Source organism: Coprococcus sp. RTP31081st1_H1_RTP31081_211007 (genome assembly GCF_040227275.1).
Classification (GTDB): Bacteria; Bacillota; Clostridia; order Lachnospirales; family Lachnospiraceae; genus Coprococcus; species Coprococcus aceti.
This window is the reverse complement of sequence record NZ_JBEHVP010000001.1, coordinates 735,228-759,475: the sequence shown is the minus strand read 5'-3', so window position 1 is coordinate 759,475 and position 24,248 is coordinate 735,228. Positions and strand designations below refer to the sequence as shown.

General features: G+C 40.6%; 20 protein-coding genes and 1 riboswitch. Of the genes, 19 read left to right on the top strand and 1 reads right to left on the bottom strand.

The window, feature by feature from the left end:
* The first annotated feature begins 10 nt into the window (after nt 1-10).
* The 6 genes from ABUA31_RS03320 to ABUA31_RS03295 all read left to right on the top strand — a co-directional run bounded on the left by ABUA31_RS03320 (nt 11) and on the right by ABUA31_RS03295 (nt 7,321).
* A complete protein-coding gene (locus tag ABUA31_RS03320; RefSeq protein WP_238050435.1) occupies nt 11-649 on the top strand; it encodes a chromate transporter in 639 nt (212 codons plus the stop codon).
* A complete protein-coding gene (locus ABUA31_RS03315; RefSeq protein WP_015533178.1) occupies nt 649-1,221 on the top strand; it encodes a chromate transporter in 573 nt (190 codons plus the stop codon). The genes ABUA31_RS03320 and ABUA31_RS03315 overlap by 1 nt, the downstream gene beginning before the upstream one ends.
* A gap of 88 nt (nt 1,222-1,309) precedes the next feature.
* On the top strand, nt 1,310-1,744 hold the full coding sequence (locus tag ABUA31_RS03310; protein WP_022217204.1) for a hypothetical protein: 435 nt from the start codon (nt 1,310-1,312) through the stop codon (nt 1,742-1,744).
* A gap of 203 nt (nt 1,745-1,947) precedes the next feature.
* Nucleotides 1,948-2,397, top strand: a complete 450-nt coding sequence (locus ABUA31_RS03305) for a MarR family winged helix-turn-helix transcriptional regulator (protein WP_015533176.1) — start codon at nt 1,948-1,950, stop codon at nt 2,395-2,397.
* Nucleotides 2,394-3,743: an MATE family efflux transporter gene (locus ABUA31_RS03300; protein WP_349818460.1), complete on the top strand. Its 1,350-nt coding sequence runs from the start codon at nt 2,394-2,396 to the stop codon at nt 3,741-3,743. Before ABUA31_RS03305 ends, ABUA31_RS03300 begins: the two co-directional genes overlap by 4 nt.
* A gap of 89 nt (nt 3,744-3,832) precedes the next feature.
* Nucleotides 3,833-3,935, top strand: a riboswitch (cyclic di-GMP riboswitch).
* 170 nt (nt 3,936-4,105) lie between these two features.
* Complete coding sequence (locus ABUA31_RS03295; protein WP_349818461.1) at nt 4,106-7,321, top strand: response regulator; 3,216 nt, start codon at nt 4,106-4,108, stop codon at nt 7,319-7,321.
* A 537-nt stretch (nt 7,322-7,858) separates the two neighbouring features.
* Here ABUA31_RS03295 and ABUA31_RS03290 read toward each other — a convergent pair.
* A complete protein-coding gene (locus ABUA31_RS03290) occupies nt 7,859-8,356 on the bottom strand; it encodes a helix-turn-helix domain-containing protein (RefSeq protein ID WP_349818462.1) in 498 nt (165 codons plus the stop codon).
* Nucleotides 8,357-8,980: 624 nt separating this feature from the next.
* Here ABUA31_RS03290 and ABUA31_RS03285 point away from each other — a divergent pair.
* From ABUA31_RS03285 to ABUA31_RS03225, 13 genes are all read left to right on the top strand, one after another.
* Nucleotides 8,981-9,892: a ParM/StbA family protein gene (locus tag ABUA31_RS03285; RefSeq protein WP_349818463.1), complete on the top strand. Its 912-nt coding sequence runs from the start codon at nt 8,981-8,983 to the stop codon at nt 9,890-9,892.
* A gap of 101 nt (nt 9,893-9,993) precedes the next feature.
* Nucleotides 9,994-10,365 (top strand): hypothetical protein, encoded by a 372-nt coding sequence (locus ABUA31_RS03280; RefSeq protein WP_349819968.1) that lies wholly within the window; start codon nt 9,994-9,996, stop codon nt 10,363-10,365.
* Between the two features lie 475 nt (nt 10,366-10,840).
* Complete coding sequence (locus ABUA31_RS03275; protein WP_349818465.1) at nt 10,841-11,599, top strand: hypothetical protein; 759 nt, start codon at nt 10,841-10,843, stop codon at nt 11,597-11,599.
* 76 nt (nt 11,600-11,675) lie between these two features.
* Nucleotides 11,676-17,057: a SpaA isopeptide-forming pilin-related protein gene (locus tag ABUA31_RS03270; RefSeq protein WP_349818466.1), complete on the top strand. Its 5,382-nt coding sequence runs from the start codon at nt 11,676-11,678 to the stop codon at nt 17,055-17,057.
* A gap of 79 nt (nt 17,058-17,136) precedes the next feature.
* Entirely contained in the window at nt 17,137-18,135 is a 999-nt protein-coding gene (locus ABUA31_RS03265) for a DUF5688 family protein (protein ID WP_349818467.1), read from the top strand.
* Between the two features lie 9 nt (nt 18,136-18,144).
* Complete coding sequence (locus ABUA31_RS03260) at nt 18,145-18,270, top strand: hypothetical protein (RefSeq protein WP_349818468.1); 126 nt, start codon at nt 18,145-18,147, stop codon at nt 18,268-18,270.
* Entirely contained in the window at nt 18,245-18,781 is a 537-nt protein-coding gene (locus ABUA31_RS03255) for a JAB domain-containing protein (RefSeq protein ID WP_349818469.1), read from the top strand. Before ABUA31_RS03260 ends, ABUA31_RS03255 begins: the two co-directional genes overlap by 26 nt.
* Before the next feature lie 4 nt (nt 18,782-18,785).
* On the top strand, nt 18,786-19,754 hold the full coding sequence (locus ABUA31_RS03250) for a DUF3991 domain-containing protein (RefSeq protein ID WP_349818470.1): 969 nt from the start codon (nt 18,786-18,788) through the stop codon (nt 19,752-19,754).
* Between the two features lie 443 nt (nt 19,755-20,197).
* On the top strand, nt 20,198-20,710 hold the full coding sequence (locus ABUA31_RS03245; RefSeq protein WP_349818471.1) for a hypothetical protein: 513 nt from the start codon (nt 20,198-20,200) through the stop codon (nt 20,708-20,710).
* A complete protein-coding gene (locus ABUA31_RS03240; RefSeq protein WP_176932080.1) occupies nt 20,710-21,042 on the top strand; it encodes a MobC family plasmid mobilization relaxosome protein in 333 nt (110 codons plus the stop codon). The genes ABUA31_RS03245 and ABUA31_RS03240 overlap by 1 nt, the downstream gene beginning before the upstream one ends.
* A gap of 10 nt (nt 21,043-21,052) precedes the next feature.
* Nucleotides 21,053-22,474: a relaxase/mobilization nuclease domain-containing protein gene (locus ABUA31_RS03235; RefSeq protein WP_349818549.1), complete on the top strand. Its 1,422-nt coding sequence runs from the start codon at nt 21,053-21,055 to the stop codon at nt 22,472-22,474.
* Between the two features lie 29 nt (nt 22,475-22,503).
* On the top strand, nt 22,504-23,847 hold the full coding sequence (locus tag ABUA31_RS03230) for a hypothetical protein (RefSeq protein WP_349818472.1): 1,344 nt from the start codon (nt 22,504-22,506) through the stop codon (nt 23,845-23,847).
* A gap of 1 nt (nt 23,848) precedes the next feature.
* Nucleotides 23,849-24,244: a hypothetical protein gene (locus ABUA31_RS03225; protein ID WP_349818473.1), complete on the top strand. Its 396-nt coding sequence runs from the start codon at nt 23,849-23,851 to the stop codon at nt 24,242-24,244.
* The last annotated feature ends 4 nt before the right edge of the window (nt 24,245-24,248 follow it).

Genomic DNA, 24,248 nt, shown 5'->3' with positions numbered 1-24,248 from the left:
AAGGTATATTATGGAAAGAGGAAAAAAGAGTAAGACTCTTCTGAAGATATTCATAACAACATTATATCTGAGCGCCTTTACCTTCGGGGGAGGATACGTCATCGTATCTCTTATGAAGAAAAAGTTTGTGGATGAAAACCACTGGATAGAGCAGGACGAAATGCTTGATCTTGTGGCCATAGCCCAGTCGTCACCGGGACCGATCGCGATAAATGGAGCGATAGCGGTGGGCTATAAACTGTGCGGCATGGCAGGGGCACTGGTGGCCATAATCGGAACGATCATACCGCCATTTGTCATCATATCCATCATATCTTACTGTTACAGCGCGTTCAGGACTAACTGGGTGATCAGTGAGATGCTGGAGGGAATGCAGGCCGGTGTAGCTGCGGTTATCGCATCCGTCACATATGATATGGGAGCAGACATAGTAAAGCAGAAGGATGATCTGGAGATATTGATCATGATAGCTGCATTTGTTGCATCCTACATATTGGAGATAAATGTCGTGTTCATAGTAATTGTCTGTGGACTTGTCGGTGTTTGTAGAGGACAGCTTGAGAAAAGAAGAGGGCGTGGGCATAAAAAGACAGAGGATACCTCTGACGGAAATCCTGAAAAACATCCCGACAAAGGGGGGATGGAATAATGATCTATTTGCAGTTATTCCTAAGTTTCTTCCAGATAGGACTCTTCAGTTTCGGAGGAGGTTATGCCGCCATGCCGCTTATACAGGGACAGATAGTGAAGATACATGGGTGGATGACCATGTCAGAGTTTACAGATCTGATCACTATATCCCAGATGACACCGGGACCTATAGCTGTCAATTCGGCGACATTTGTGGGCCTTCGAGTGGCTGGATATGTCGGCGCGGTGGTTGCCACGCTCGGATGTATACTTCCTTCATGTATCATAGTCACAGTCATAGTAAGACTTTATCTGAAATACCGCAAACAGGACATCCTTCAGGAACTGCTCGGAGGAATAAGACCTGCGGTTGTGGCGATGATCGCATCAGCGGGTGTTTCGATATTTGTCACGGCGGTCTGGTCTGGGATTGACATGATAAGTATCGCTGGAACTAAGTGGAATCTCGTGGTGATATTTGCGGTAAGTGTTGTTCTGCTTAGAAAATTCAAACTGAATCCTGTGTGGGTGATGCTGCTTTCCGGCGGGATGCAGGTGATCGTGGGGCTTGCTGGCAGATATCTGATCTGAGTGAAAGCATATTATAATTTTAATTAAATTGTAATGTGAAGAACTTTATTATAGTATGTAAAAAGTAGATGTAGTGGGGAGTTTGCATATGAAGAAGAAAATATTGATATGTCTGGTAGTACAACTCATATGCTGGAGCATTATGACGCTGTCTGATTACATGGAAGAAACATATAATGATAGTTATAATCTGGTCGTTGTATTTGCTGTACCCCTGATATGCGTAATTCTGTATATTATATTCAGAAAATGGATATACGATAATCAGATTGTGCGGCTGAAAGATGTCGCCATAATCTGTGCGGCGTGGATGATCAGTGGATTGATACTGGGATTCCTGATCGGTGCTCTGGTTATCAATGAAATGTGGATAGTGCCGCAGGCTACAGGAGGATGGGAGCATCTGCTGAATGGAATCGAATATATGATGTTTGCTATTACGCTTGCGGGAATACCATTTGTGGCGGTGGTATTGATCGAATCGGTTATAGGGATAGTAAAGGTAGTTAGTAAAAAGGATTGAATAATTAAATGCTTCATCTGTGAGAGAATCAGGTGGAGCATTTTTTTTGCATGGTGGTTAATGTATTAAACGGGCATATGAAGAGTTTGTATACCCCTTGACAAAAAGAAAAATATGAATATACTTACCAATGATAATTACCTAAAGTAATTATACGAAATAACAATAAAATAATATTTGATAAATTTACAGGAAGGAATGCTATGACAAAGGAAAAGATAAAACAGGTGATGGATGCCTGCTATCAAGCTAAGAGAGTCAGAGATATGATGCCAAAGCTGCCAAATGGAGTCACACCGACTCATATACATTATCTTGATGTGATAACGAGATTTGAGAGGTCTGAGACTGATGTAAAGGTCAGTGATATAAGTGATGAGCTGGGGCTCCCAAGACCGGGCGTGACAAAGACGATAAAGGATATGGAACGCTTGGGATTTGTGGAAAAGAAGGCTTCAGAGGCGGATGGACGTTTTGTGTATATCAGGAGCACTCAGGCTGGCAGAGATCTGGTTGGCAAATATGTTGATGAGTATTTCACAGGACTGGGGGAGTCTCTTACCGATATCACAGATGAAGATGCAGATATTATGATAGCGACCATTGAAAAAATTTATGATGTTATGAGCAAAAGGAGTCAAGACATAAGATGAGTGTACAGGATAAAACAGATTTTACACAAGGAAGTATAATTAGAAAAATGCTCCCATTCATGGGACCGATTCTTGGAGCACTGATACTTCAGGCTGCATATGGTGCGGTTGATCTGCTGGTGGTTGGAAGATTCGGTTCGACGGCGGGACTTTCAGCCGTATCTACAGGCAGCCAGGTGCTCAATCTGGTTACATTTGTGATAATAGCACTTGCTATGGGTGTCACAGTGCTTATTGCCAGATATATAGGCGAGAAGAACACGGATCAGATAGGAGAGCTTCTCGGAGGTGCCACGACCATATTTGCAATACTTGCGGTGGTGCTGGCAGTTGTCATGGTGACGTTTGCAAGACCTTTGTCAGTGTTGATGCAGGCACCGGCTGAGGCGGTCACTCTTACATCGTCGTATGTGAGGATATGCGGAGGCGGAATATTTTTCATTATGGCCTACAATGTGCTCACCGCGATATTCAGAGGTTTTGGAGACAGCAAATCACCTCTTATATTTGTGTTTGTGGCATGTATAGTAAATGTTGTCGGTGACCTTATACTGGTTGCGGGATGTCATCTGGATGCTGCGGGTGCAGCCATAGCAACAGTGGTTGCCCAGGCGGTCAGTGTTGTCCTTGCGCTTGTGCTGCTGAAGAAGAGAGAGCTTCCATTTAAGATATCAAGAAAAGATTTCAGATTAAACAGACAGTGCAGAAGATTGCTCTCAGTTGGGCTTCCGCTGGCGATGCAGGAATTTCTCACGCAGATGTCATTTCTAGCGCTGTGTGCATTTATCAACAGACTTGGCTTGGAGGCATCATCCGGATATGGAGTTGCCTGCAAGATAGTCAGCTTTGCCATGCTGGTACCAAGTTCGCTTATGCAGTCTATGGCTTCATTTGTATCGCAGAATGTCGGAGCTGGAAAAGAGGACAGAGCGAGAAAAGCGATGCTTACCGGTATGGGCATAGGACTATCTGTAGGCGTGGTGGTATTCATTGGTGTGTGGTTCTTTGGTGACAAACTGACATCAATTTTCACCACCGATGCGTCTGTTATCCAGAGGGGCTTCGAGTATCTGAGGGGATTTGCGCCTGAGACTATAGTCACGGCGGTGCTGTTCAGTATGATAGGATATTTCAATGGGCATGAGAAGTCGCTGTGGGTCATGATCCAGGGACTTATACAGACTCTGCTTGTGAGACTTCCACTGGCGTATTACATGAGTATCCAGCCGGATGCAAGCCTTACGAATATTGGACTTGCAGCACCTATAGCCACATGTGTCGGCATCGTGCTCAACGTCATATTCTACATCGTTATGTCAAAGAAGTGGAAAACGGAAAAGACATGAAAATAATTAAATAAATGCTTGACAAATAAAACAAATGATTATAATACTTTAATCAGAGAATTGTAATCTATATGTAAAGAATTTGAAAAATAAATATTTAGTAAACCCGTTGAAAAGCGGTGACACAAAGCCATATGGGTCTAAGGTCTGAAAACAGAGAACTGTTTCGGACTATGACAGCCGGTTGCAGTATAATTTCCCTGTTGGAACTAGTATGTACAATGAGGAGTATAATTATATTTATTAAAAGCGACTGTCGGAGTGTATTCTTTGACAGTCGCTTTTTGTGTGATCCGAGCGCTTAAGATGTGTTAACTGAAATGTATTTATCATGTTATCAGAGAGGAAAGCGTGTAGTTAGAATGAATGATGAGAGAGTGTATGGTGAGGCTGGGGGCCTGGGTAATGCATCCATGATCGGAGAAGAGGCTTCGCGGACAATACAGAGAACGATAAATAACAACAATGCCGTTGGAACGATCATCGGCTATTATGATGACGAACTGACGATACTGTCGGTCAGTGATTTCATGCTGTATAACCTTGGTTACAGCTATGAGGAATTCCAGCGATGTACAGGAGGATCACTCAGGTCTGTGTTCTATGGAGAGAATACAAGTTTTCTGGACGCAGATCATTTACGCCAGATTAGAGGACTTGGAGAGGGGGAGATGCTGACAAGTGACGGAACCCCGGTGACTGTCAGGATATTCAAGGAGGATTCCGTGGACAGGGATGGAACGCCTGTATGGATAATGTCCGCAAGGCTTGATTGGGAGCATGAGAATGTGACTCTCATCAATGGCGCAATGAAGTCAGGTATGTGGTACTTTGATTTTGATGAGACTGGAGATCTGCAGGAAGTATATTGGAGCCATGCGTTCAGAACTATGCTGGGATATCACGACATCATAGATTTCCCGAATGACATATCTTCATGGACAAGACTGCTTCATCCGGCCGATAAGGACAGGGTATTGGACAGCCTGAAGGCTGTGGTCACTGATAAGACAAATGCATATAAATACGATGTGGAGTACAGGCTGCGGATGCTGGATGGAGATTATCAGTGGTTCCGTGCAAAGGCAGAGGTGATAAGGCGTACAGATGGCACAGCCCGCAGGATAACAGGTACATTTATCAATATTAACGTGGAGAAGAATCTGGAGATGCAGCAGAAGAGGGCAGCTGCTTTCCACAATGCCTTTACGAAGACCAATCTGTGTGAGTATTACGTGAATCTTGAGGAGAATACATTTGACTCCATGAAGGTTGAGCCGTCGCTTATGACCATCTTTGAGAGCAGCGATACATGGGATGAACTTATATCGGCATTTATAGACAATTACGTGTGCGAGGAGTTCAGGCATGAGGTTGCCAGGTTCTACGACAGAAGATATATAGCCAGAAGGCTTGGTGAGTGTGACGGGGAGCTGAGTCTGGAATGTGGCATCACTATACATGGTGAGAAGCACTGGACGAGGAATGACATTCTCCGTGGAGATCGTGAGCAATCGCAGTATGCGATCATATTCCTGAGGGATATCACCGCGGCAAAACGGGAGGCTGAGATACACAGGCAGATGTCTGCAGACAATGAAGCTATGGGGCATCTCCTCCAGAGTGTCACAAGACTGGTGGATCATTTCGCTATATGCGATCTGGAAAATGATACATATGAATATTTCATGATAAATATAAAATCGGATTATCCGCCAGAGGGACGTTATAGTGATCTGATAAGACGTGTAGAGAGCAGATATAAGACACTGCCTCCTGCTGATTCACTGACAGATCTGCTGAAGCCTGAGAATCTGAGAAATAACCTCACAAAGGCATCGGATGTGTATAAGTTTGAGTATTGCAATATGGAAGAGGAATGCTACAGGAGTGCGTCATTTGTGCCTATCGAGTGGAAGAAAGGTGTACTTACCAGAGTGCTGTGGGCATCCATGGATATAACTCAGGAGAAGAAGCAGGAAATTAAGGGACGCAAGGCTCTTAAGGACGCGTATCAGGCCGCGGAGAGGGCGAACAGAGCGAAGACCGAATTCCTCACGAATATGTCGCATGACATAAGAACACCTATGAATGCGATAGTTGGCCTGACGGCTATTGCGGGAGCCAACATAGATCGTCCGGATAAGGTGCTTGAATGCCTGGACAAGACAACCAGAGCCAGCAGACATTTGTTGGGATTGGTCAATGAAGTCCTCGATATGGCACGTATAGAGAGCGGGAGAATATCCCTGGCCGAGGAGGAGTTTAATCTCTCAGAGCTTGTGGACAATCTCATCTCCATGGCGAAATCAGAGATGGATGAGCACCATCACAGCCTTGAGGTGAATATAAAAAACATCGAGCATGAGGACGTATATGTCGACACACTGAGGATACAGCAGGTGTTTATGAACCTTATGAGCAACTCTGTCAAATATACCCCGGATGGAGGCCATATAGTATTCTCCATCGAGGAGCGGCCAAACGGCCAGTCGGAGCTTGGATGCTATGTGTTCAGCATAGAGGATGATGGCATTGGCATGGATGAGGATTTCCAGAAGATCATGTTCCAGCCATTTACCCGTGCTGATGATAACAGGACTACGAAGATCCAGGGCACAGGTCTTGGAATGGCGATCACACAGAATATAGTAAACATGATGAATGGCAATATTCAGGTTGACAGTGTCCTGAACAGGGGCACGAAGATCACAGTCACCATATTTCTAAGGCTTAAGGAGAGGGAGATCGACCAGATAAAGGAGCTGGCAGATCTGCCTGTGCTGGTGGTGGATGATGATGAGTTATGCTGTGAGAGTACGGCTCAGACTCTGGGTGAGATAGGAATTGCCGGAGAGTGGGTAACCTCGGGTGAGGAGGCTGTCGCCAGAGCATATGCAAGGCATGAGAGAAATGATGATTACTTTGCGATCATTATGGACTGGAAGATGCCAAAGATGGATGGCATTGAGGCAACGAGACGTATAAGAGAGCGTATTGGCAGGGATGTGACCATCATAGTGCTCACTTCATATGATTATAGTGAGATAGAGGATGAGGCAAGGGCAGCAGGTGTGGATGCATTTATTGCCAAGCCGTTGTTCCGTTCACGTCTTACGGCAACACTGGTTCGCATAGTGAATGAGAAAACGGATGGTTCCGCCAGGGATTACCTGAAGAATATCAGAAGATCTGATTATTCGGACAGGAGAGTCCTTCTTGTGGAGGACAATGATCTGAACAGTGAGATCGCATCGGAGATCATAGGAATGACGGGAGCCAGTGTGGAGATCGTTGAGAATGGCAGGGAGGCTGTGGAGAGGATAGAGAATGCCTCCGAGAACTGGTATGACATAGTGTTTATGGATGTTCAGATGCCGGTCATGAATGGGTATGAGGCCACCGCCGCTATAAGAGCACTGCCTGGAAGAAGAGGCCAGATTCCTATCATAGCCATGACCGCAAATGCATTTGCTGAGGATGTGCAGCTTGCAAAGAACACGGGGATGGATGAACACATAGCGAAACCGCTTGATTTTGAAAAATTGAACACAGTGATGGAGAAATATCTGAACTGATAAAATGTAGCAGCCAGCCGGGGGTTCACCCCCGGCTGGCTGTTGTAGTTTTGAAGGAGGCACTGGGTAAAAAATAGTTATGGGATTCCGATAATAATTATAAACATTGAAATTAAGCCACGGGTGTAGTACAATTACCGTGCTATTGGGGCTTTTTGCGCCCTGAAAACAGATGATACACTAAATGGTACACCATATAATCGGCAAAGTCAGAATATCAAGCAAAATCAAGGCTTTAAGAAAGGAAAATAGAAAAAATGAAATTAGGAATCGTTATTTATCAGCCTTATTTTCATAATTCTATATATCCTCATAAATATCGATAAAGCCTTATAAATCAAGGGTTCTTCGGTGATTGCTAGAAACATAAAATCTAGTATAAATTTATATAATTAATAAAAAAATGGTACACTAACTGGTACACCAAAAATTAACTGAGTAATGTAGATATAATAAGATTGCCCCAAGATAGGATTATAAGATAAAGACGTCAGCATAGAAAAAATGCAGGACGTCTTTATTTTTTATAATGAAATGTTAAATATGTTCTGTAGAAATAAGTAGTGTGTTTCGCGTATGTTCCATCAATATCTTTTGCTCATCAACAGAATATACTACATCGACAGCTTCTGGTTTGATTGCTGCATTCTTCTTATCTTTATAGGCAAGATATGCAGCAAGGGCATTATTGATGGAATCATTTGAAAATGAGAATGAAATGCTGTCCGGTATGTAATCTCCGTTTTCGTCTTTTTTACCTGTTATGTCCATGTCAGTTTGTTCATCCAGTCTCATAAGGATAGACAGGACATCCCCTATTGTAGAGATTTCAAAAGTAAGAAATTCATTTATGCTGACACCCAGTGCGGATGCAATCTTTAATAGCTGATCAAGCTTGGGTTTACGATCTCCAATTTCGTATTTCTTTATTGTAGAAACATTAATCCCAGATTTGGTCGCAAGATCATCTTGGGACATGTTCTGCTCTTTTCTAAATGTGCGGATTTTATCTGCTATAGGATCTGTATTTGTCATGTTATATCCTCCAATCGTCATGTCATGAAAATATGACTCGTCCATTAATATATCATAAAGTTCACAAAAGTGGTATTTTTTTCGCTTATGCCATTGACGACCACAAATGTGGACTGTATAATACAAACAAAGGTTCACAAATGAGAACCAAACATAAATTCATCTTATTAAGATGAATAAGTGCTCAAATTACATCTTTAGGAGTCGTTCAAGTAAGTTGGAAAAGATATATCATAATCGTGCGAGCCGATAAAGGGCTTACAACTGAATAACAGTTATGGATATAGTGAAAATTCCGGTTCAGTTACTTGGTATAAATCAACTGTAGTTTGCGAAGAGTGTTGACGGATCGAAAGATGAAGATGGAGCGAGCGGGTAAGCGTCTGTTGCGGAAGGATAATAAACTATGAGGGTGTCAGGAGTGACTTCCCGGTTCTCGAAAATGGCGGTAGAGAAGATCGTGCTGGCAGGTGTCAGGGCGTCGTAAACGCAAAAGCGGCTTATCCATAGTTCCCTAGTGTGCGGGGGTAGGCAGGGTTTATTACCAATGCACACATACATAGCAGAGCTATGAAAACATCTCATTTGTGAATGGAACAAGTAAAACAAAGAAAGGGTGTTGATATGAATACAAATATTGAGGTTATAGGTATCGATCATGGATGGTCACAGATGAAGACAAGCAGCTACTGTTTCAATACATCCATTAAGAGGCTTCCAAATGAGCCTGCATTTTATGATAACGTGCTTGAGTATAATGGCAGATATTATGCAGTTGGAGAGGACAGACTGGAAGTGCTTGAGAGTAAGGTGGACAATGAAAACTTTTATCTGCTGACATTGGTCGCGATAGCCAAAGAACTTAAGAGCCGGGGAAAACTGGAAGCAGATGTTTTGATTGCAGCGGGGCTTCCACTTACCAGATTCTCTGCGGAGAGAAAGACATTCATAGAGTATTTGTCGCAGAAAGAAAATGTGGCATTTAGTTTCGAACAGAAACTTTATAAGGTACACATAGTAAACGTATCGGTATATCCGCAGTGCTATGCCGCTGTAGCAGGAATGCTGCAGACATTTGGCAAGAAGGTGTTGGTTGTGGATGTTGGTTCATGGACCGTGGACAGTATGCTGGTGGTGAATAAAAGACCGGATAACAGTAAATGTGATACTCAAAATGAAGGGTTAATCAAATGCATGCGATCAATCAATAGAGAGTCAGTACAGATCATGAATCATAAGATTGATGAGTCGGACATACAGGAGTATATGATGACTGGAAGAACAAATCTTCCAATGGATTACAAGAATATCATGGATCAGCAGATAAGGGAATTTGTAGATAAGGTATATCGTTATCAGATGGAATGCGGATACAATCTCGATATGATCCCAGTGTATTTTGTTGGCGGCGGTGCTGTAGTAATGAGAAATTTCGGAGAGCATCAGGGTAACAATATCCATTATGTTCTTGATGTCAAAGCAAATGCCAAAGGCTTTGAGATGATGGCGAGAATTGCACTCAGGAGTGGGAGGTAGGATTTATGACAAGGAAATCACACAGTAGGCAATACTGTTTTCGTATAAGCCTGGACAATCCGGAACATCTTCGTGTGTATAGAACGCTGGAGGATTTGAATTTGAATATTCACAAGTCGATATCAAGTTTTGTAGTGAAAGCATTGCTTGCATATATAAAGAGTGCTGATGATTCGGAACTTACAAATACCGGGATGGCTGAAAAGGATAGACAGGAAGTAATAATTACCAAAGAGTATATTGATAAAATAAAGAATGAGATTCGGATTGATGTACTCAAGGAAGTTGCAAGAATGATAAATGATATGAATATCAATAATCAGAGAGTCATCAACATGTCTGTATTACAGCAGATGATGAATAATTCAGCTGAAAAGCCAGAGCAGGAATCACAAAGAGAAGAGGAAAAGCCGGATGCAGCCTTAGAAGAAATGTCAGTTCTGTTTTCACAGGGAGGTTTTGGAGAGGAGTAAGCTTATGAGAGTATTGAAAAGTATAGGAGTAATGATGTTGGCATGTGTAAAATTATTGTTGAAGCTGATACTTGGAATGCTTCGGGTAGGAGTAGAAATAGTAAAATTGTTTCTTCTTCTGTTGAATATGATACTTCGGATATTTCTTTCAATCATTGGATGGACAACTCTATGATGTAATTAAGAACTAGTTATTAGCAAAAGCCTAATTTACAGGGATGGAGTTCAATGGGGAGGAGGTGAGGTGTATGAGAATGCCATATTATAACTATTTGAAATACAGACGTTTTTTCAAGTATTTCGGCTATATGAAAATGAATAATAATGCGTAAGGAGGAGCAATGAATAAGATACGGGACAGACCATCGGTAATCTTGTCCCGTGATAGAAAAATGAAGTTCACATTGTAAGAGTGGATGGGTAGTCACGGGACATAAAATGCCTATCCCTCTTGCGGAAGGGATGGGTGATAATTATGAAGAAAGTAATTGTAATTATATTATCTGTAATGATTGTTTGTGTAAGTGGTTGTGGAGAAAAGTTAGAAGAAAAGCAGGTAACCACGAAGATAATAACCGAAGAAATGCCAGAAAGTACGATAACCGAAGAAATAAGCAGTACAACTGAATTGGTGAACAAGGCAGAGTTAAAGCCAGTGAAGAAAGATAATAAGATAGAGACGGGAGGAACATTAGAAAATAAGAACGTGGAAACTGAAATGCCTAGGCAGGATCAGGATACCAATAGAGATAGCCAGATAACTGATGATCAGCCAGAAATAGCTGCAGATCAGCTAGAGAATACGACATCTGAGAAAGAGTCATCTGAAACAACAGAGATTACAGAGGAACCGAATACGACAGAAACATCATTTGTCGGGTATAGTCCGGAAGATGTAGTAAATCTTGCAATCGCTAAGTGCACCGCTAACGGTAAGATAACAACAGAACAAAATCTTGATAACCTGTTGTCTTCCGGTCAGATCACGCGGGATGAGTATAATGAGTATTATCCGTTAGATGGACTTGATGACAGTTACTTCAGTGTATATGTAAACACAGATCTGAACAAAGCTGCAACAACATCAGGAAGTCCTCTATCAAGTGAAAATGAAATTGCTGGATATGTAGCAGAACTTATTTCATTAGAATCGGGATCAGTATTCAACATACGTTATACTGGCACATATGATACTGGCGGAGAAACTTTCTATGAATTTCGTTGTTACAGATAGAAAAATAGAGATGGACAGATATAAGCCGATTTGACTTATGTCTGTCTTTTTTGTGTAAAAAAATGGAGGAAATATTATGAAACAGAGAATAAAACGTATATTAGCATGCATGCTTGCTATAGTTGCAGCATTTACAGCCGTGTTTAGTAACGTGACACCGGCGATGGCTGTAAGTGCAGAAGCTGCGCTTTCATACTGGGATGCATCAGCTAAAGATGTTGGCGAGGTAAGTGAGATCAAGCCAGACTTCTATCATGGGAAAATTCTCTATGGTTTGATAGATGGGCATTCAGCATATTGCATGAACTTTGGTCTTCAAGCATATGGAGGACAGTTGATGAACAGTTATGAGAATGCCAGTACAAGTATGACTGCGAAGCAGGAAAAGCTGCTCGCATACTGTATGTACTTTGGGTATTCAGCACCAGACACGAATACACCATCAAGTTCACAGAATGATCAGTTTATCGCTACACAGTCTATGGTATGGATTATAGAGGCAGATCTATTTAATACTAATGAAGGTGATTCAGCGGCAAAGAAACTGTGTGACAGCGCTCCTGATGCTGATGCGGCATATAAATATTATAAGAAGTTAAAAAGTGACATGCTTTTGTCTTTTGAGGCAGCAAGACCAAGTTTTGCATCACAGACAAAGAGCGGCGCAAATACTTATGTGCTGAAGTGGAATGAGAGTAAAGCTAGATTTGAATATACTTTCACAGATGAAAATAAGGTCCTGTCAAATTTTGACTTTGATGTTTCTGGATTTAGTATTACAAAGAATGGAAATACTATGACAGTTTATACAGATAAAGTCAATACAACAGGAGCTACAGGAACATTCACCTCAAATATCGGACAGGTTGATACAACAACGGGATGTGTCTACTGGCTTACCGGTAAGGAAGGATATCAGGAGTTTGTATCTGAACAGCCACAGGCAGATCCCATTACAGCTTATATAAAGGTGAAGACTGAGAATATCGGTTATGGAGAAATCACAAAGACAGATAAGTCAACAGGAAAGCATTTGGCTGGGGCTGTTTATGGTATTTATTCTGACAGCAGTTGTAAGACACTTGTTGATACGATGAAGACAGATAAAAATGGATATGCAAAGTCTAAGGCGCTTGGTGCAGGCACTTATTATGTTAAGGAAATTGATGCGCCAAATGGTTATGTTAGAAGTAATAAGGTTCACACTCTGATGATAAAGGCAGGACAGACTAAGGAAATAGAACTTACTGATGTAGAGCAGAAAGGCTCTCTTACCATTTATAAGGAAGGTGAGGTGCTTATTGGATGGAATGGCAGCAACTTCACTTATGAAAAGAGAAAGCTTGCTGGTGCAGAGTTCAAGGTGACTGCAGGAGCAGACATTTACTGTGCTGACGGTACAAAGGCATATAATAAAGGCGATATAGTAAGTGAGGGCCTGGTAACTGGAAAAGATGGAAATGCTGTTCTGAGTGATCTTCATATTGGCACTTATATTGTTACCGAGACAAGAAGCATTGATGGTTATACAGTAAATGGAAAGCCTAAGACTGTCACCATTGTCTATGAACATCAGGATAAGACAGTAGAGTATGTATCTACAACGATTCTTAATGCCAGACAGAAAGCAGAAGTATCTGTGATCAAGAAAGATGAGGATACAGAGAATGGCCTGTCAGGTGGTAAGTATACACTGTATGCCGATAATAATATCAGAAATTATGATGGTAAAGTAATAGTGACAAAGGGAACGATACTTCAGGAGATTACAACTGGAGCTGGAGGAAAGGGAGTTTATTCGCTTGATCTTCCGGTTAATAACAATTTTGTAATCAAAGAGACGCAGGCTCCGGCGAACTATTATAGAAATAGTAAAGCAACGTACAGCTTTACATTCAAGTCCATGACACAGGACAAGGCAAAGGCAACTTTTTCACACACCTTTAAGAACAAAAGAACTACTGCAAAGATCAGGGTTACTAAGGTTGATGCTGAAATTGGAAAGCAGGTTCCGCAGGGGGACGCTTTATTAAAAGGGGCGGTATATGGACTTTATGCAAGAGAAAATATAGTTCATCCTGATGGAGTTACAGGAGTTCTCTTTAAAAAGAATGAGCTGGTTGCTACACTGACGACAGATGATAAAGGTATGGCAGATATCGCAGATCTTTATCTTGGTAAATATTATGTCAAGGAAATCTCACCATCAGAGGGATATCTTCTGGATGAAACTGAGTACGATATTGTTTGTGATTATGAAGGGGATATGATTCCACAGGTACTTCGTGATGCAAAATCAAGGGAGCGTGTGATCAAACAGCCATTCCAGCTGATAAAAGTATCTGATGATGGAAAAGATACAGAAGCGGATCTTTTATCAGGAGCAGGCTTTACAGCATATTTAAAGTCAGCTCTCGGCAAAAAGACGGATGGAAGCTATGATTTTGTCAACTCAAAGCCAGTAGTGGTTGGAAAGAACGGAGCAACTACAATCTATACGGATGCAAAAGGATATGCATGTTCACTTCCTCTTCCGTATGGAACTTATGTCGTAGTTGAATCTGTGACGCCTCACAACATGGAAACGATCAGACCATTTGAGGTAACAATTCGAGAGAACAAACCAAGTGAGCCACAGGTGTGGAGAGTTTTTTTTGATAGAGAGTTTTCGGCAAAACTCCGAATCATCAAGAAGGATTCTGATACAGGAAAAACAGTACTTATTCCTAATACTGAGTTCAAAATCTACAACATGGACAAAAAGGAATATGTGACGATGGTGACAACATATCCGTCCAAGGTAACACACAAGTCTTTCTTTACAGATGATGATGGAGACCTGATACTGCCGGATGTACTTTCTGTTGGAAATTACAGGATAGAGGAAGTGTCAGCACCACAAGGGTATATCTTAAACAAGAATTATGTGGAGATTGCTGTTGATTCTGATACTTTTTATGAGGTAGATTCAGATACCTATGAGGCAATAATTACGATCGAGTACGAAGATACACCGGCCAAAGGAGAGCTCACAGTAGTAAAGCAGGGAGAAATTCTGGATGGTTATAAAGGCGGATTATTTGCAGATACGGAAGAAAAGACATTTGCATATAAAGAAGAAAATCTTGCTGGTGCAGAGTTTGAAGTATATGCAGCAGAGGATGTTTATACGGCAGATATGCAGCTTGATGAATATGGCAACCGCACAAAATATTATTCTGCTGGTGACTTTGTTGCAACTATGATTACTGGGGGCGATGGAAAAGCTGTTCTTAGGGATCTTCCGCTTGGAAAATACAAGATTGTGGAAACAAAGGCTCCATTTGGTTATGTATTAAATGCGGCAGAGCAGGTAGTCACATTCAGATATGTTGATGAAAACACACCTGTTGTTTGCGAAAAGGTAACATTTTCTGATGACAGACAGAAGTTCTCATTGATCGTTAAAAAGCTTGATGAAGAAAACGGAGATGTGATTCCAGGAGCAGAGTTTGGTCTTTATGCTGAACAGGATATTACAAATGCAGCTGGAAAAGTTATAGTTGAAAAAGAAACACTCCTTGAGACTGCGGTGTCAGATGCTTACGGAGTAGTAACATTTACAAAGGATTATCCATTTGCAAAATATTATGCGAAGGAACTTAAAGCTCCAGCAGGATATGTATCATCGGATGAAATTGTCCATTACGTGCCGGAGTATCAGGGTATGAATGTTCCAACTTTTGCAATACAGAATGATTTTGTAAATACTCCTACTTCATTTGAGTTTACAAAAACAGACATTACAAGTGGCATAGAGCTTGGTGGAGCAACACTTTCTGTGATTGACAAGGATGGAAATATAGTAGATACCTGGACATCAGAGGCTGGAAAGAAACATGTTATAAAGAAACTTGTAGTTGGCGAAACATATACTTTGCGAGAAGAATTTGCGCCATATGGTTATCTTAAGGCTACGGATGTAAAATTCACAGTAGAGGATTCTAAGAGCATACAGAAGGTTGTCATGAAGGATGCGGTTCCAACAGGATCTATTGTAGTCAACAAAGATGGAGAGTTTATAACAGATGCATCGATCGTAAAAGGACATTGGTATGATTTTATTTTCAAGTATTTCAAGAAATCACTTGCAGGTGTTACGTATGAGGTTTATGCACAGGATGATGTTGTAAGTCTGGATGGATTAAATACAGCTTACTACAAGGCAGGAGATCGCGTTGCGACAATTGTTACAGATAACAGCGGTATTGCCAAGATAGATAATCTTCCACTTGGCAGATATTATCTTGTTGAATCAGCAACTATTGATGGTTTTGTGCTTGACAGCAATCCTATCTATGCAGATCTTTCTTATGTGAATCAGGATACTAAGATTGTTTATGCGGGCATGAATGTCACAAATGAAAGACAGAAGGTACAGGTCACTGTTATCAAGAAGGATCATGCAACAAAGAAGCACCTTTCTGGAGCAGAGTTTGGCCTTTATGCAAAAGAAGATATTAAAAATTCAGATGGGAAGATTGTAATTGCTGCCGGAACTCAGATTGAAAAGATAGTTACTGGTGAAGATGGAACAGCAGCTTTTGTATCTGATCTTCCTCTCGGATGGTATTATGTGAAAGAGATTAAAGCTCCTGCCGGCTATGTTAAGAGTGATGAGACTATTGAAGTTGATGCGACTTACAAGGGCTCTGATGTAAAGGTGATAGAAGTCAAAGCTGAGTTTGAAAATGATACCACGAAGGCAGAGTTTACAAAGACAGACATTACAGGTGAAAAAGAGCTTTCCGGAGCACATCTTTCTATAATTGATTCGGAAGGCAAGGTGATAGAATACTGGACTTCCGAGGCAGGAAAAGCTCATTATGTTGAAAAACTTCCAGTTGGAAAATATATTCTTCACGAGGAATCAGCACCGCTTGGATATAAAATTGCCAGAGATGTAAAGTTTGAGATAACTGAAACGTCAGATATACAGAAGGTAACAATGAAGGATGACTATATGACTGGATGTATTGTGATTGATAAGAAGGATGTAAATACCAAGAAGCCTATTGCGGGTGTAGAATTCGAAATTCGCGACAAGGATGGAAAAGTAATTGAGACACTGACAACAGACAAGGATGGACATGCGGAGTCAAAAGAACTTCCGGTATGTATATATGGCTCTGATGGATCGTATAAAGAGTATATTCATTATTTTGTAGTTGAAACAAAGGCTGTAGCTGGTTATATCCTTGATGATACAAAGCATGATGTAGTATTCAAGTCAGACGGCAGGAACACAGATAGCCTTGTATATACACTCGATCTTACCAATAAGCCAGATAAGCCTGGTCTTCCACAGACTGGTGATGATTTCAACCCATGGATGTTTGCGGGCGTTGGGCTTTCGTCTATAGCTCTTGGACTGTTTCTCTTTATCCGTAAAAGAAAAGATGACAAAGCAGAAGCATAAATAAATATAGATAAATGATAATAAAGGGAATGTAAGCCGATGGTTTATGTTCCCTGTTTTTGTGAAATGGAGGAAAAGTATGATGGATTATGAGATTTTTAAGGAAGTTGTAATAGATAAGTTTAAGGATTATCTGCCAGATGAATTTTCTGATATGAAGATTGAAACAAGTGAAGTGCGCAAGGTGAACAGAACGCTTGATGCAATTAACATTATAGGAAATTCCAAAGGCAGCAGTGTTGTTCCGACTATTTATATCAATGATATGTATGATATGTATCAGAAGACAAATGATATTGATAAGGTGCTTAGTAAGTTCGGAAAAGAATATAGTGATAGGTACAACGAGAAAACAGGACTGGATGATCTTGTCAATACTACAGATATAAAGGAGCATGTTATTTTCCAGCTGGTAAATACGGAGCAGAACAAGGAGATGCTAGCAAATATGCCGCACAGAGAGTTTAAGGATCTCTCAATTATATATAAGGTAGTACTTAAGATGACGGATGAGGGTTTGTATAGTACTGCTGTTACTAACAAGTATGCAGAACATGAAGGCATTACAGAACCAGACCTTTTTAAGTGTGCAGCAAAGAATACCAAGGAGCTGTTTCCCCCGGTAATAAAAAGTATGGCAGATGTGATCCGCGAGATATTCTCAAAGGATGGGATGCCGACTGAGATTGCAGAAGCAATGGTGGGAGAAATTTCAGAGAATCAGATGATGTATGTGATAACAAATGATGTTGGAATCAATGGTGCGGTAAGCATGCTTTATGAAGATGGACTTCATAATCTTGCAGAGCACATTGGCAGTGATCTTTATATTCTTCCAAGCTCTATTCATGAAGTAATCGCAGTCAGTGCAGATATGGGTAACCCAACTGAACTTGCAGATATGGTTTCTGAGGTAAATATGTCAGCGGTAGCTATTGGTGATCGACTTTCCAATCAGGTATATCACTACGATAAGGATTTGAGAAAAGTAACTCTTGCTACAGATACTCCTAATAAGCGATTAGATGGAATTGTATCTGAAGCTCCTCTTGTGTTTGATTCTAGTAAGTCGAGATAGGAGGCTGTCATGGAAAAAGAGATAACCATAGAGGAACTGATTTCTCTTATAAATGAATTGGATGGTGAGTACATCATCCATGTTGAGCCTGCAAAGGAGCGTGATATAAATGAGAAAAAATCCGTTCCATCTTGAAGTTGTCTCTGTAAGGCTGGTGAAGGATGCTCCGATTATGTCAGAGCATCCGATCACAAGTCCTGAGACAGCGGTAAGTACTTTAGGCAAATATATGAGTGAGTTTGACAGAGAGATTGTGTGTGTAGTTAATTTGAAAAACGATGGAACTCCAATCAACTGTAGTTTTGTAAGTACAGGCTGCTTAAGTGAAGCTATGGCCCATCCGAGAGAAATCTTTAAGGCAAGTATACTGTCTAACGCTGCATCAATGATATTGATTCATAATCATCCAAGCGGCAATCTGTTTCCAAGTAAACAGGATACGATTATTACGGATCGTATGGTGAAGAATTGTGAAATAATGGGAATAAATCTGATCGATCACATTATTGTGGGTGGTGATAATTCCAGATATTTCAGTTTCAGAGAAAAGGATATGATTAAGAATCCACAGATTGTTTTAGAAACAGACTATCGTGCAATTGATATGGAACCAGTGCTGATTGCTGAAGATGGAAAGGTAAGGTGAAAGCATGGACAGATTTACCGAAGAGGAACTTGCAATAGCAAAGTCTGTGGACCTTGTTGATGTTGCTGCAGCACTTGGATATACACCAAAGAGGATCGGTAGATATCATACTTTGAAAGAGATGGATTCGATGAGGATATACAATAGAAAGCATTGGTGCCGCTTTTCAAGGCGATATGAGAAAGGGGAATGTGGTGGTTCACAGATAGATTTTCTTATGGTGTTTGCAGGAATGGACATCAAAGAAGCTGTGGCATGGCTGTTGGATTTTGCTGGCTATCGAAGAAGTCAGGTGATGAGTAGCAGAAAAGAACTGAGTCATCAGGTACGGTTTGATAGAAATACTTATGCAGATAGAAAATTTGAACTTCCAGAACCTGCATATGACAATTCATATCTTTATTCTTATCTGACAAAAGAACGTGGTCTTTCAAAAGAAGTTGTTGATTTCATGGTATGCAAGGAATTGATTTATGAAAGCAGGCATTATCACAACATTGTATTTAAAGGAAATGATAAGGGTGGCATAACAAGATTTGCAAGTATGCGGGGGGTGTTTGATAGGCAGGGGAAACCTTTTAAGTGTGATGTGGCAGGAAATGATAAGAGATATGGAGTCAATATTGCAAATGACAACAGTAGTGAGCTGATCGTATTTGAAGCAGCAATCGACATGATGAGTTATATGGACATATTTAATGACTATGAATCCAATATGCTTGCACTTGGAATGCTTGGTGATGCACCACTTGAAACTTTTATAAAAGAGCATACTCAGATAAAAAGCATCAGGTTCTGCCTTGATGGAGATGAACCAGGGAGAGAGGCAGCGAGATGCTTGATATGCAAGTATCAGAAACTTGGTTTTGAAGTTACAGATGCACCACCTCCAGAGGGATTTAAGGATTATAATGAATGGCTTGTTAAGGCGAAAAAACAGCAGCAGAGTTATAGCCAATGCATTTGTCGGTAAAACTGTTATATGTCATTGAATTTGTCGGCAGGTTGGTTATTTGTCATTGGTTTTGTAATTGTACAGATTATTTATAGTAATAGGCTGTCGTGATTTTTGTAATTGAAAATGCAATTTGTCATGAATTATGTCAGTGGAATTTCAAATTTGTCGTTATTTTTATCTGACATATGTTAATTGCTTTAATAGAGGACCTGAAATGTCATTATTATTGTATTTAAAAATAGAGTTTGTAATGAAATATGTCATTATATTCTGATTTTGTCGTTAATATTGTCAGAGAAAAATATTTTGCAGGGGTTTCAGGGGATTATGCCCCTGACAAGATGCATCAGGGATGGCAGAGCCGTCTCTGATGCGTATCTTGCCATGGACAGGGAGTGTTCATGGAAGAGCTGTTAGAAGGAATTTAGAAAACGCGGATAAGGAGGTGTAAGTGGACGATGGATGAGAAAATGCACATTATATCAAAACCAGAGGAACTTCTTAACTGGATGAAAGAGCATGAAGAGTTTAAGAATATGAACTGCGATGATGCAGCACTGCTTATATACTATCTGAAAGAGCATTATTACAGATTGAGTACAGATAACAGTGGAGATCTGCTTAAGGTAGATATATCAGAAGGGATGACAGTTGAATACAGTTTGGATGAGCTCATTGATCTGGTATGTGAATGGAATTATGAAATGATAGAGGAGTATGAACGACTTATCAAGGAAAAGACGAATGAATCAGAACATAAGCTGCTAAATGAAAAGCTGACAGACTTAAAGAGACAGGAAGAGACACTGGACAGGCTTTTTGAGCAGACCTGTTATTCTTCTGAGATTGATAAGCTGGCATATAAGTTAGCGCATACGATTTTGGACAGAATGGGGATTGTCGGGGCGGAGCAGGCAATTTCAGACCTTAAGCAGAATATTCGTGCTAATCCAGTAGGGGGAATCAGGTGATGGCAGATAAATATCATTGTATAAAAAAGACGGTTAGGCTTACACCAGAAGAAAGCCGGCAGTTGGCGACAAAAGCGGAAGAGGCAGGCATGAATGAGGCAGAATATATCCGATTTACTATCAGTCAGAAACCAGATGATTATCCAGAAATTCGTAAACTCATGAAACAGTTGATAAATGAAGTTAATCATATCGGGGTGAATATCAATCAGATCGTTCACCATCACAATTATGAGCTGTATTCCGTCAAAGACCGGGAACAGCTCATTGCTTATATGAGAAAACTGAATAATCTGGTTAAAGAGGCGGTGGTGAAGCTTGGCAATAAGTAAGATTCTTCATATGAAGGATTGTGGAAAGGCATTTCATGGCAAGCATTTGAAAACGGCAATTACTTATATTACTGTTCCAGAGAAAACACAGAATGGAAGACTGGTATCAGCGGTTAACTGTCAGATAGAATATGCATATGAGCAGATGAAGTCAACAAAACAGAAATTTGGAAAGATAGATAAGAGACAGGGGTATCATATTATTCTGTCCTTTCAGGAGAATGAGACTGATCCGGATACTGTGTTTGAGCTCGCTGGAAGATTTGTAGATGAATATCTGGCAAGTAATTATGAAGTGATTTATGCAGTTCATGACAATACAAGCCACCCACATGCACACATAGTTTTCAATAGTGTATCATTTCGAACGGGAAAGAAGTTTCATTACAAAAAAGGTGACTGGGAAAGAAAAATCCAACCGATTACAAACAGGCTTTGCATGGAGTATGGATTATCTACGATAGAGTTTAAGGATAAAACACAAAAGAGCAGAGATGCATATCAGGAATGGAACGTGTATCGTGATGGAAAATTTGTCTGGAATAAGATGGTAGCAAGAGATGTAGATGCCTGTATTCTTCAATCAAGGAATTATGATGACTTTATAGAGATGCTTTCGGATAAAGGATATGAAGTAAAAAATGCCAATGATGAAGGAAAATATCTGGCAGTTAGACCACAGGGAATGAAACGTTTCATCAGGTTAAAGACTCTGGGAACGGAATATGAAGAGAAGCAAATCAGAGCGAGAATTAGGGAAGAAGCAATATCTGAATATCAACCAGTGGAAAAGCCAAGAATTGTTTACTGCCGTGTAAAAAAATATAACAAGGCAAAGCTATCCGGAATTCAGAAAAAATATTATGCAAGATTGTACCGAGTGGGAAAGCTGAAGAAGAAAGCGTATTCTGCTGCATGGAAGTATAGGGATGAAATCAAGAAAATGCATAGATTGCAAGAACAATATAATTTTCTTGTCAGGCATGATATTCATTCATTTGCAGAACTTGCATTTGTGGAAGATTGTCTCACAGATAAGAAAAGGGAGACGTCAGCAGAAAAGGGCAGACTTTACAGAGCTGATAGCAAGAACAATGAACTCTATAAAATTCATAATGATATGAAAGAACTACTTGAGTGTGAGCATGCTTATATAGCAGGAGATAGTTATTTTGCAGATGAGCATGAGAAGTATATGGAGTTAGCGAAGCAGCTAAATAGTATGGGTTATAGCTATGAGGAAGTAGCTGACATAAAGGAGCATTATCATGGTGAGCTGGTGATACTTAAGGAGCTGGAATGTGCGGCGGCAAAGGAACTTAGGGTTGCAGATTCCATACGCAGGGATTATTTAAGACCAAATGCGCCGGAACGGGATATAGAGGAAGAAAAAATTATAGAAGAAATGCAGGATAAACAGCCGATGCGTTAGGCTGTTTTATTTTTTTCGGGAGGTATTTGATGGAAAAACAGCAGATGGATAAGACAAAATATTTAGAATCAAAGAAACATGACTTTTCGGATCAGAAAATAATAGAACTGATTGAGGATGACTTGGAATATGGGCTTAGCGATAGAGAGATTGATGATTACACAACTAGAGGACTTGAGTATGAGCAGATGCAGATTGTATCTGAAATGCATAGAAAGAAGTTGCCTAATTATGTGATTGTTAAAATTGGTGCAACAGGAATTGATGCAGAAAGAATGAGGCTGGCTTTGGAACTTTATGATAATGGAATATCAATTGATGAGATTGAGCAGGGACTTGATGGCTGTAAGACTGCCCATGATATGAGGCTGATGTTTGCAAAGACGCTTATGAATGTACAGGCAGTGCTTGCTGTTCCTGCTGAGCAGATGGAGAAGGATATTCGTGAAAACAGAGATGTACCTGATTATGTGGAAAATTTGATCGAAACTCTCCGGGGAGTTGTTGAAAAGATAAATATACAGGAAAACCGCTGTGATGAAATTAATCAGAAGCTTCAGGAGATCGAAACAGTAAGGCGTGATCAGGCAAAGCAGTTAAAACTTGAAGCGGAAAATAATGAACTTAACGAGACTATAGAGAAGCAGAAAATAGAGATAGCTGAGCTTTCGGAACAGCTTTCAGGAAAACAGGATGAGATCACAAAAGGGTTACAGTCCATGTCTTTACTTCGTAATGATGTGGAAAATGGGAAGGAGGAACAGAGGAGAATGCAGGAGGAAATCAATCGCTTGAAAGAGGAAAAAGTGACACTTGAAGAAACTGTCAGGGAACAGGGGCAGGCAATTTTATCAAAAAATGCACTGCTTGCAAAGGCAGGAGACAATATACAGGAAAAATCTGAAAAAGAACAGACAATTAAGGATACGATAGACACAGATAAGCCGGATGCACAATCAGGGACAGAGAAAATAGTATATCGGGAGCAGGAGAACTACCAGAGGAAACAGATTCACCAGAAAAGTGGTATCCCGGTGTATTATGCAATGACCTATGTTTCTGATGGCAGAATTGTGGACAGGCAGGAGTTTGAGTATACGAAGCGAAGACAGTCTGTATTTTCGACAATTATGAGCCGTTTTGCAAGTAAAAAGAAGTCCAGACGTAATCTGATGGAGCTTGTAATAAATAAGGAGCTTACAGCTGATCAGGTAAATGAGATAAAAGTGGGATTAGAAAAGGGGCTTGATGAGGAGCAGCTTGAACTCATTATCAATAAGGATCTGTCAGCCGAAAGAATCCGGAGCATTGTTGGGTTTGCAGCATTGCAGAACAGTTTAAAGGCGGGAGGAGTGATGGCCGGTGAGTCTTAATATGATTACAGAAACAATGGAACTCATGGAGAAAAAGCATGTTCATTTAGATGATGAGAAGAAGCAGTATGTATTTGAATACGCATTTCAGTCAGGAAGTGCAGAACTTACAGAGAAGCTGCTAGATGAGCTCTCAGAAGGTGATGCAGATCTGGATAAGGTTAAGGCAAAGTATGAGCTGGCAAATTATAAAGTGCCCGACTGGGTAGAGCAGATAGAAAATCTCATAGTTGCGCTTGAACTTTACCGGATAGAAGAGGAGAAAGCGATAACAAAGATTGCAGAATTTCTACAGGCAAACGGAGTAAGCCTTGATGCTGACAGTGTAAGAAAAACTGGAACAGAAGAGCTGAAAGAGATGGTTCTGGATGTAAAAGAACAGGCAAGAATTATGTGAAGGA

Coding starts and splice junctions, on each gene's coding strand:
- ABUA31_RS03235 (WP_349818549.1), top strand. CDS start 21,053: ATGAAGGATTGTGGAAAGGCATTTCATGGCAAGCATTTGAAAACGGCA.
- ABUA31_RS03315 (WP_015533178.1), top strand. CDS start 649: ATGATCTATTTGCAGTTATTCCTAAGTTTCTTCCAGATAGGACTCTTC.
- ABUA31_RS03270 (WP_349818466.1), top strand. CDS start 11,676: ATGAAACAGAGAATAAAACGTATATTAGCATGCATGCTTGCTATAGTT.
- ABUA31_RS03225 (WP_349818473.1), top strand. CDS start 23,849: ATGATTACAGAAACAATGGAACTCATGGAGAAAAAGCATGTTCATTTA.
- ABUA31_RS03310 (WP_022217204.1), top strand. CDS start 1,310: ATGAAGAAGAAAATATTGATATGTCTGGTAGTACAACTCATATGCTGG.
- ABUA31_RS03300 (WP_349818460.1), top strand. CDS start 2,394: ATGAGTGTACAGGATAAAACAGATTTTACACAAGGAAGTATAATTAGA.
- ABUA31_RS03265 (WP_349818467.1), top strand. CDS start 17,137: ATGATGGATTATGAGATTTTTAAGGAAGTTGTAATAGATAAGTTTAAG.
- ABUA31_RS03250 (WP_349818470.1), top strand. CDS start 18,786: ATGGACAGATTTACCGAAGAGGAACTTGCAATAGCAAAGTCTGTGGAC.
- ABUA31_RS03305 (WP_015533176.1), top strand. CDS start 1,948: ATGACAAAGGAAAAGATAAAACAGGTGATGGATGCCTGCTATCAAGCT.
- ABUA31_RS03285 (WP_349818463.1), top strand. CDS start 8,981: ATGAATACAAATATTGAGGTTATAGGTATCGATCATGGATGGTCACAG.
- ABUA31_RS03295 (WP_349818461.1), top strand. CDS start 4,106: ATGAATGATGAGAGAGTGTATGGTGAGGCTGGGGGCCTGGGTAATGCA.
- ABUA31_RS03290 (WP_349818462.1), bottom strand. CDS start 8,356: ATGACAAATACAGATCCTATAGCAGATAAAATCCGCACATTTAGAAAA.
- ABUA31_RS03245 (WP_349818471.1), top strand. CDS start 20,198: ATGGATGAGAAAATGCACATTATATCAAAACCAGAGGAACTTCTTAAC.
- ABUA31_RS03320 (WP_238050435.1), top strand. CDS start 11: ATGGAAAGAGGAAAAAAGAGTAAGACTCTTCTGAAGATATTCATAACA.
- ABUA31_RS03230 (WP_349818472.1), top strand. CDS start 22,504: ATGGAAAAACAGCAGATGGATAAGACAAAATATTTAGAATCAAAGAAA.
- ABUA31_RS03260 (WP_349818468.1), top strand. CDS start 18,145: ATGGAAAAAGAGATAACCATAGAGGAACTGATTTCTCTTATAAATGAA.
- ABUA31_RS03275 (WP_349818465.1), top strand. CDS start 10,841: ATGAAGAAAGTAATTGTAATTATATTATCTGTAATGATTGTTTGTGTA.
- ABUA31_RS03240 (WP_176932080.1), top strand. CDS start 20,710: ATGGCAGATAAATATCATTGTATAAAAAAGACGGTTAGGCTTACACCA.
- ABUA31_RS03255 (WP_349818469.1), top strand. CDS start 18,245: ATGAGAAAAAATCCGTTCCATCTTGAAGTTGTCTCTGTAAGGCTGGTG.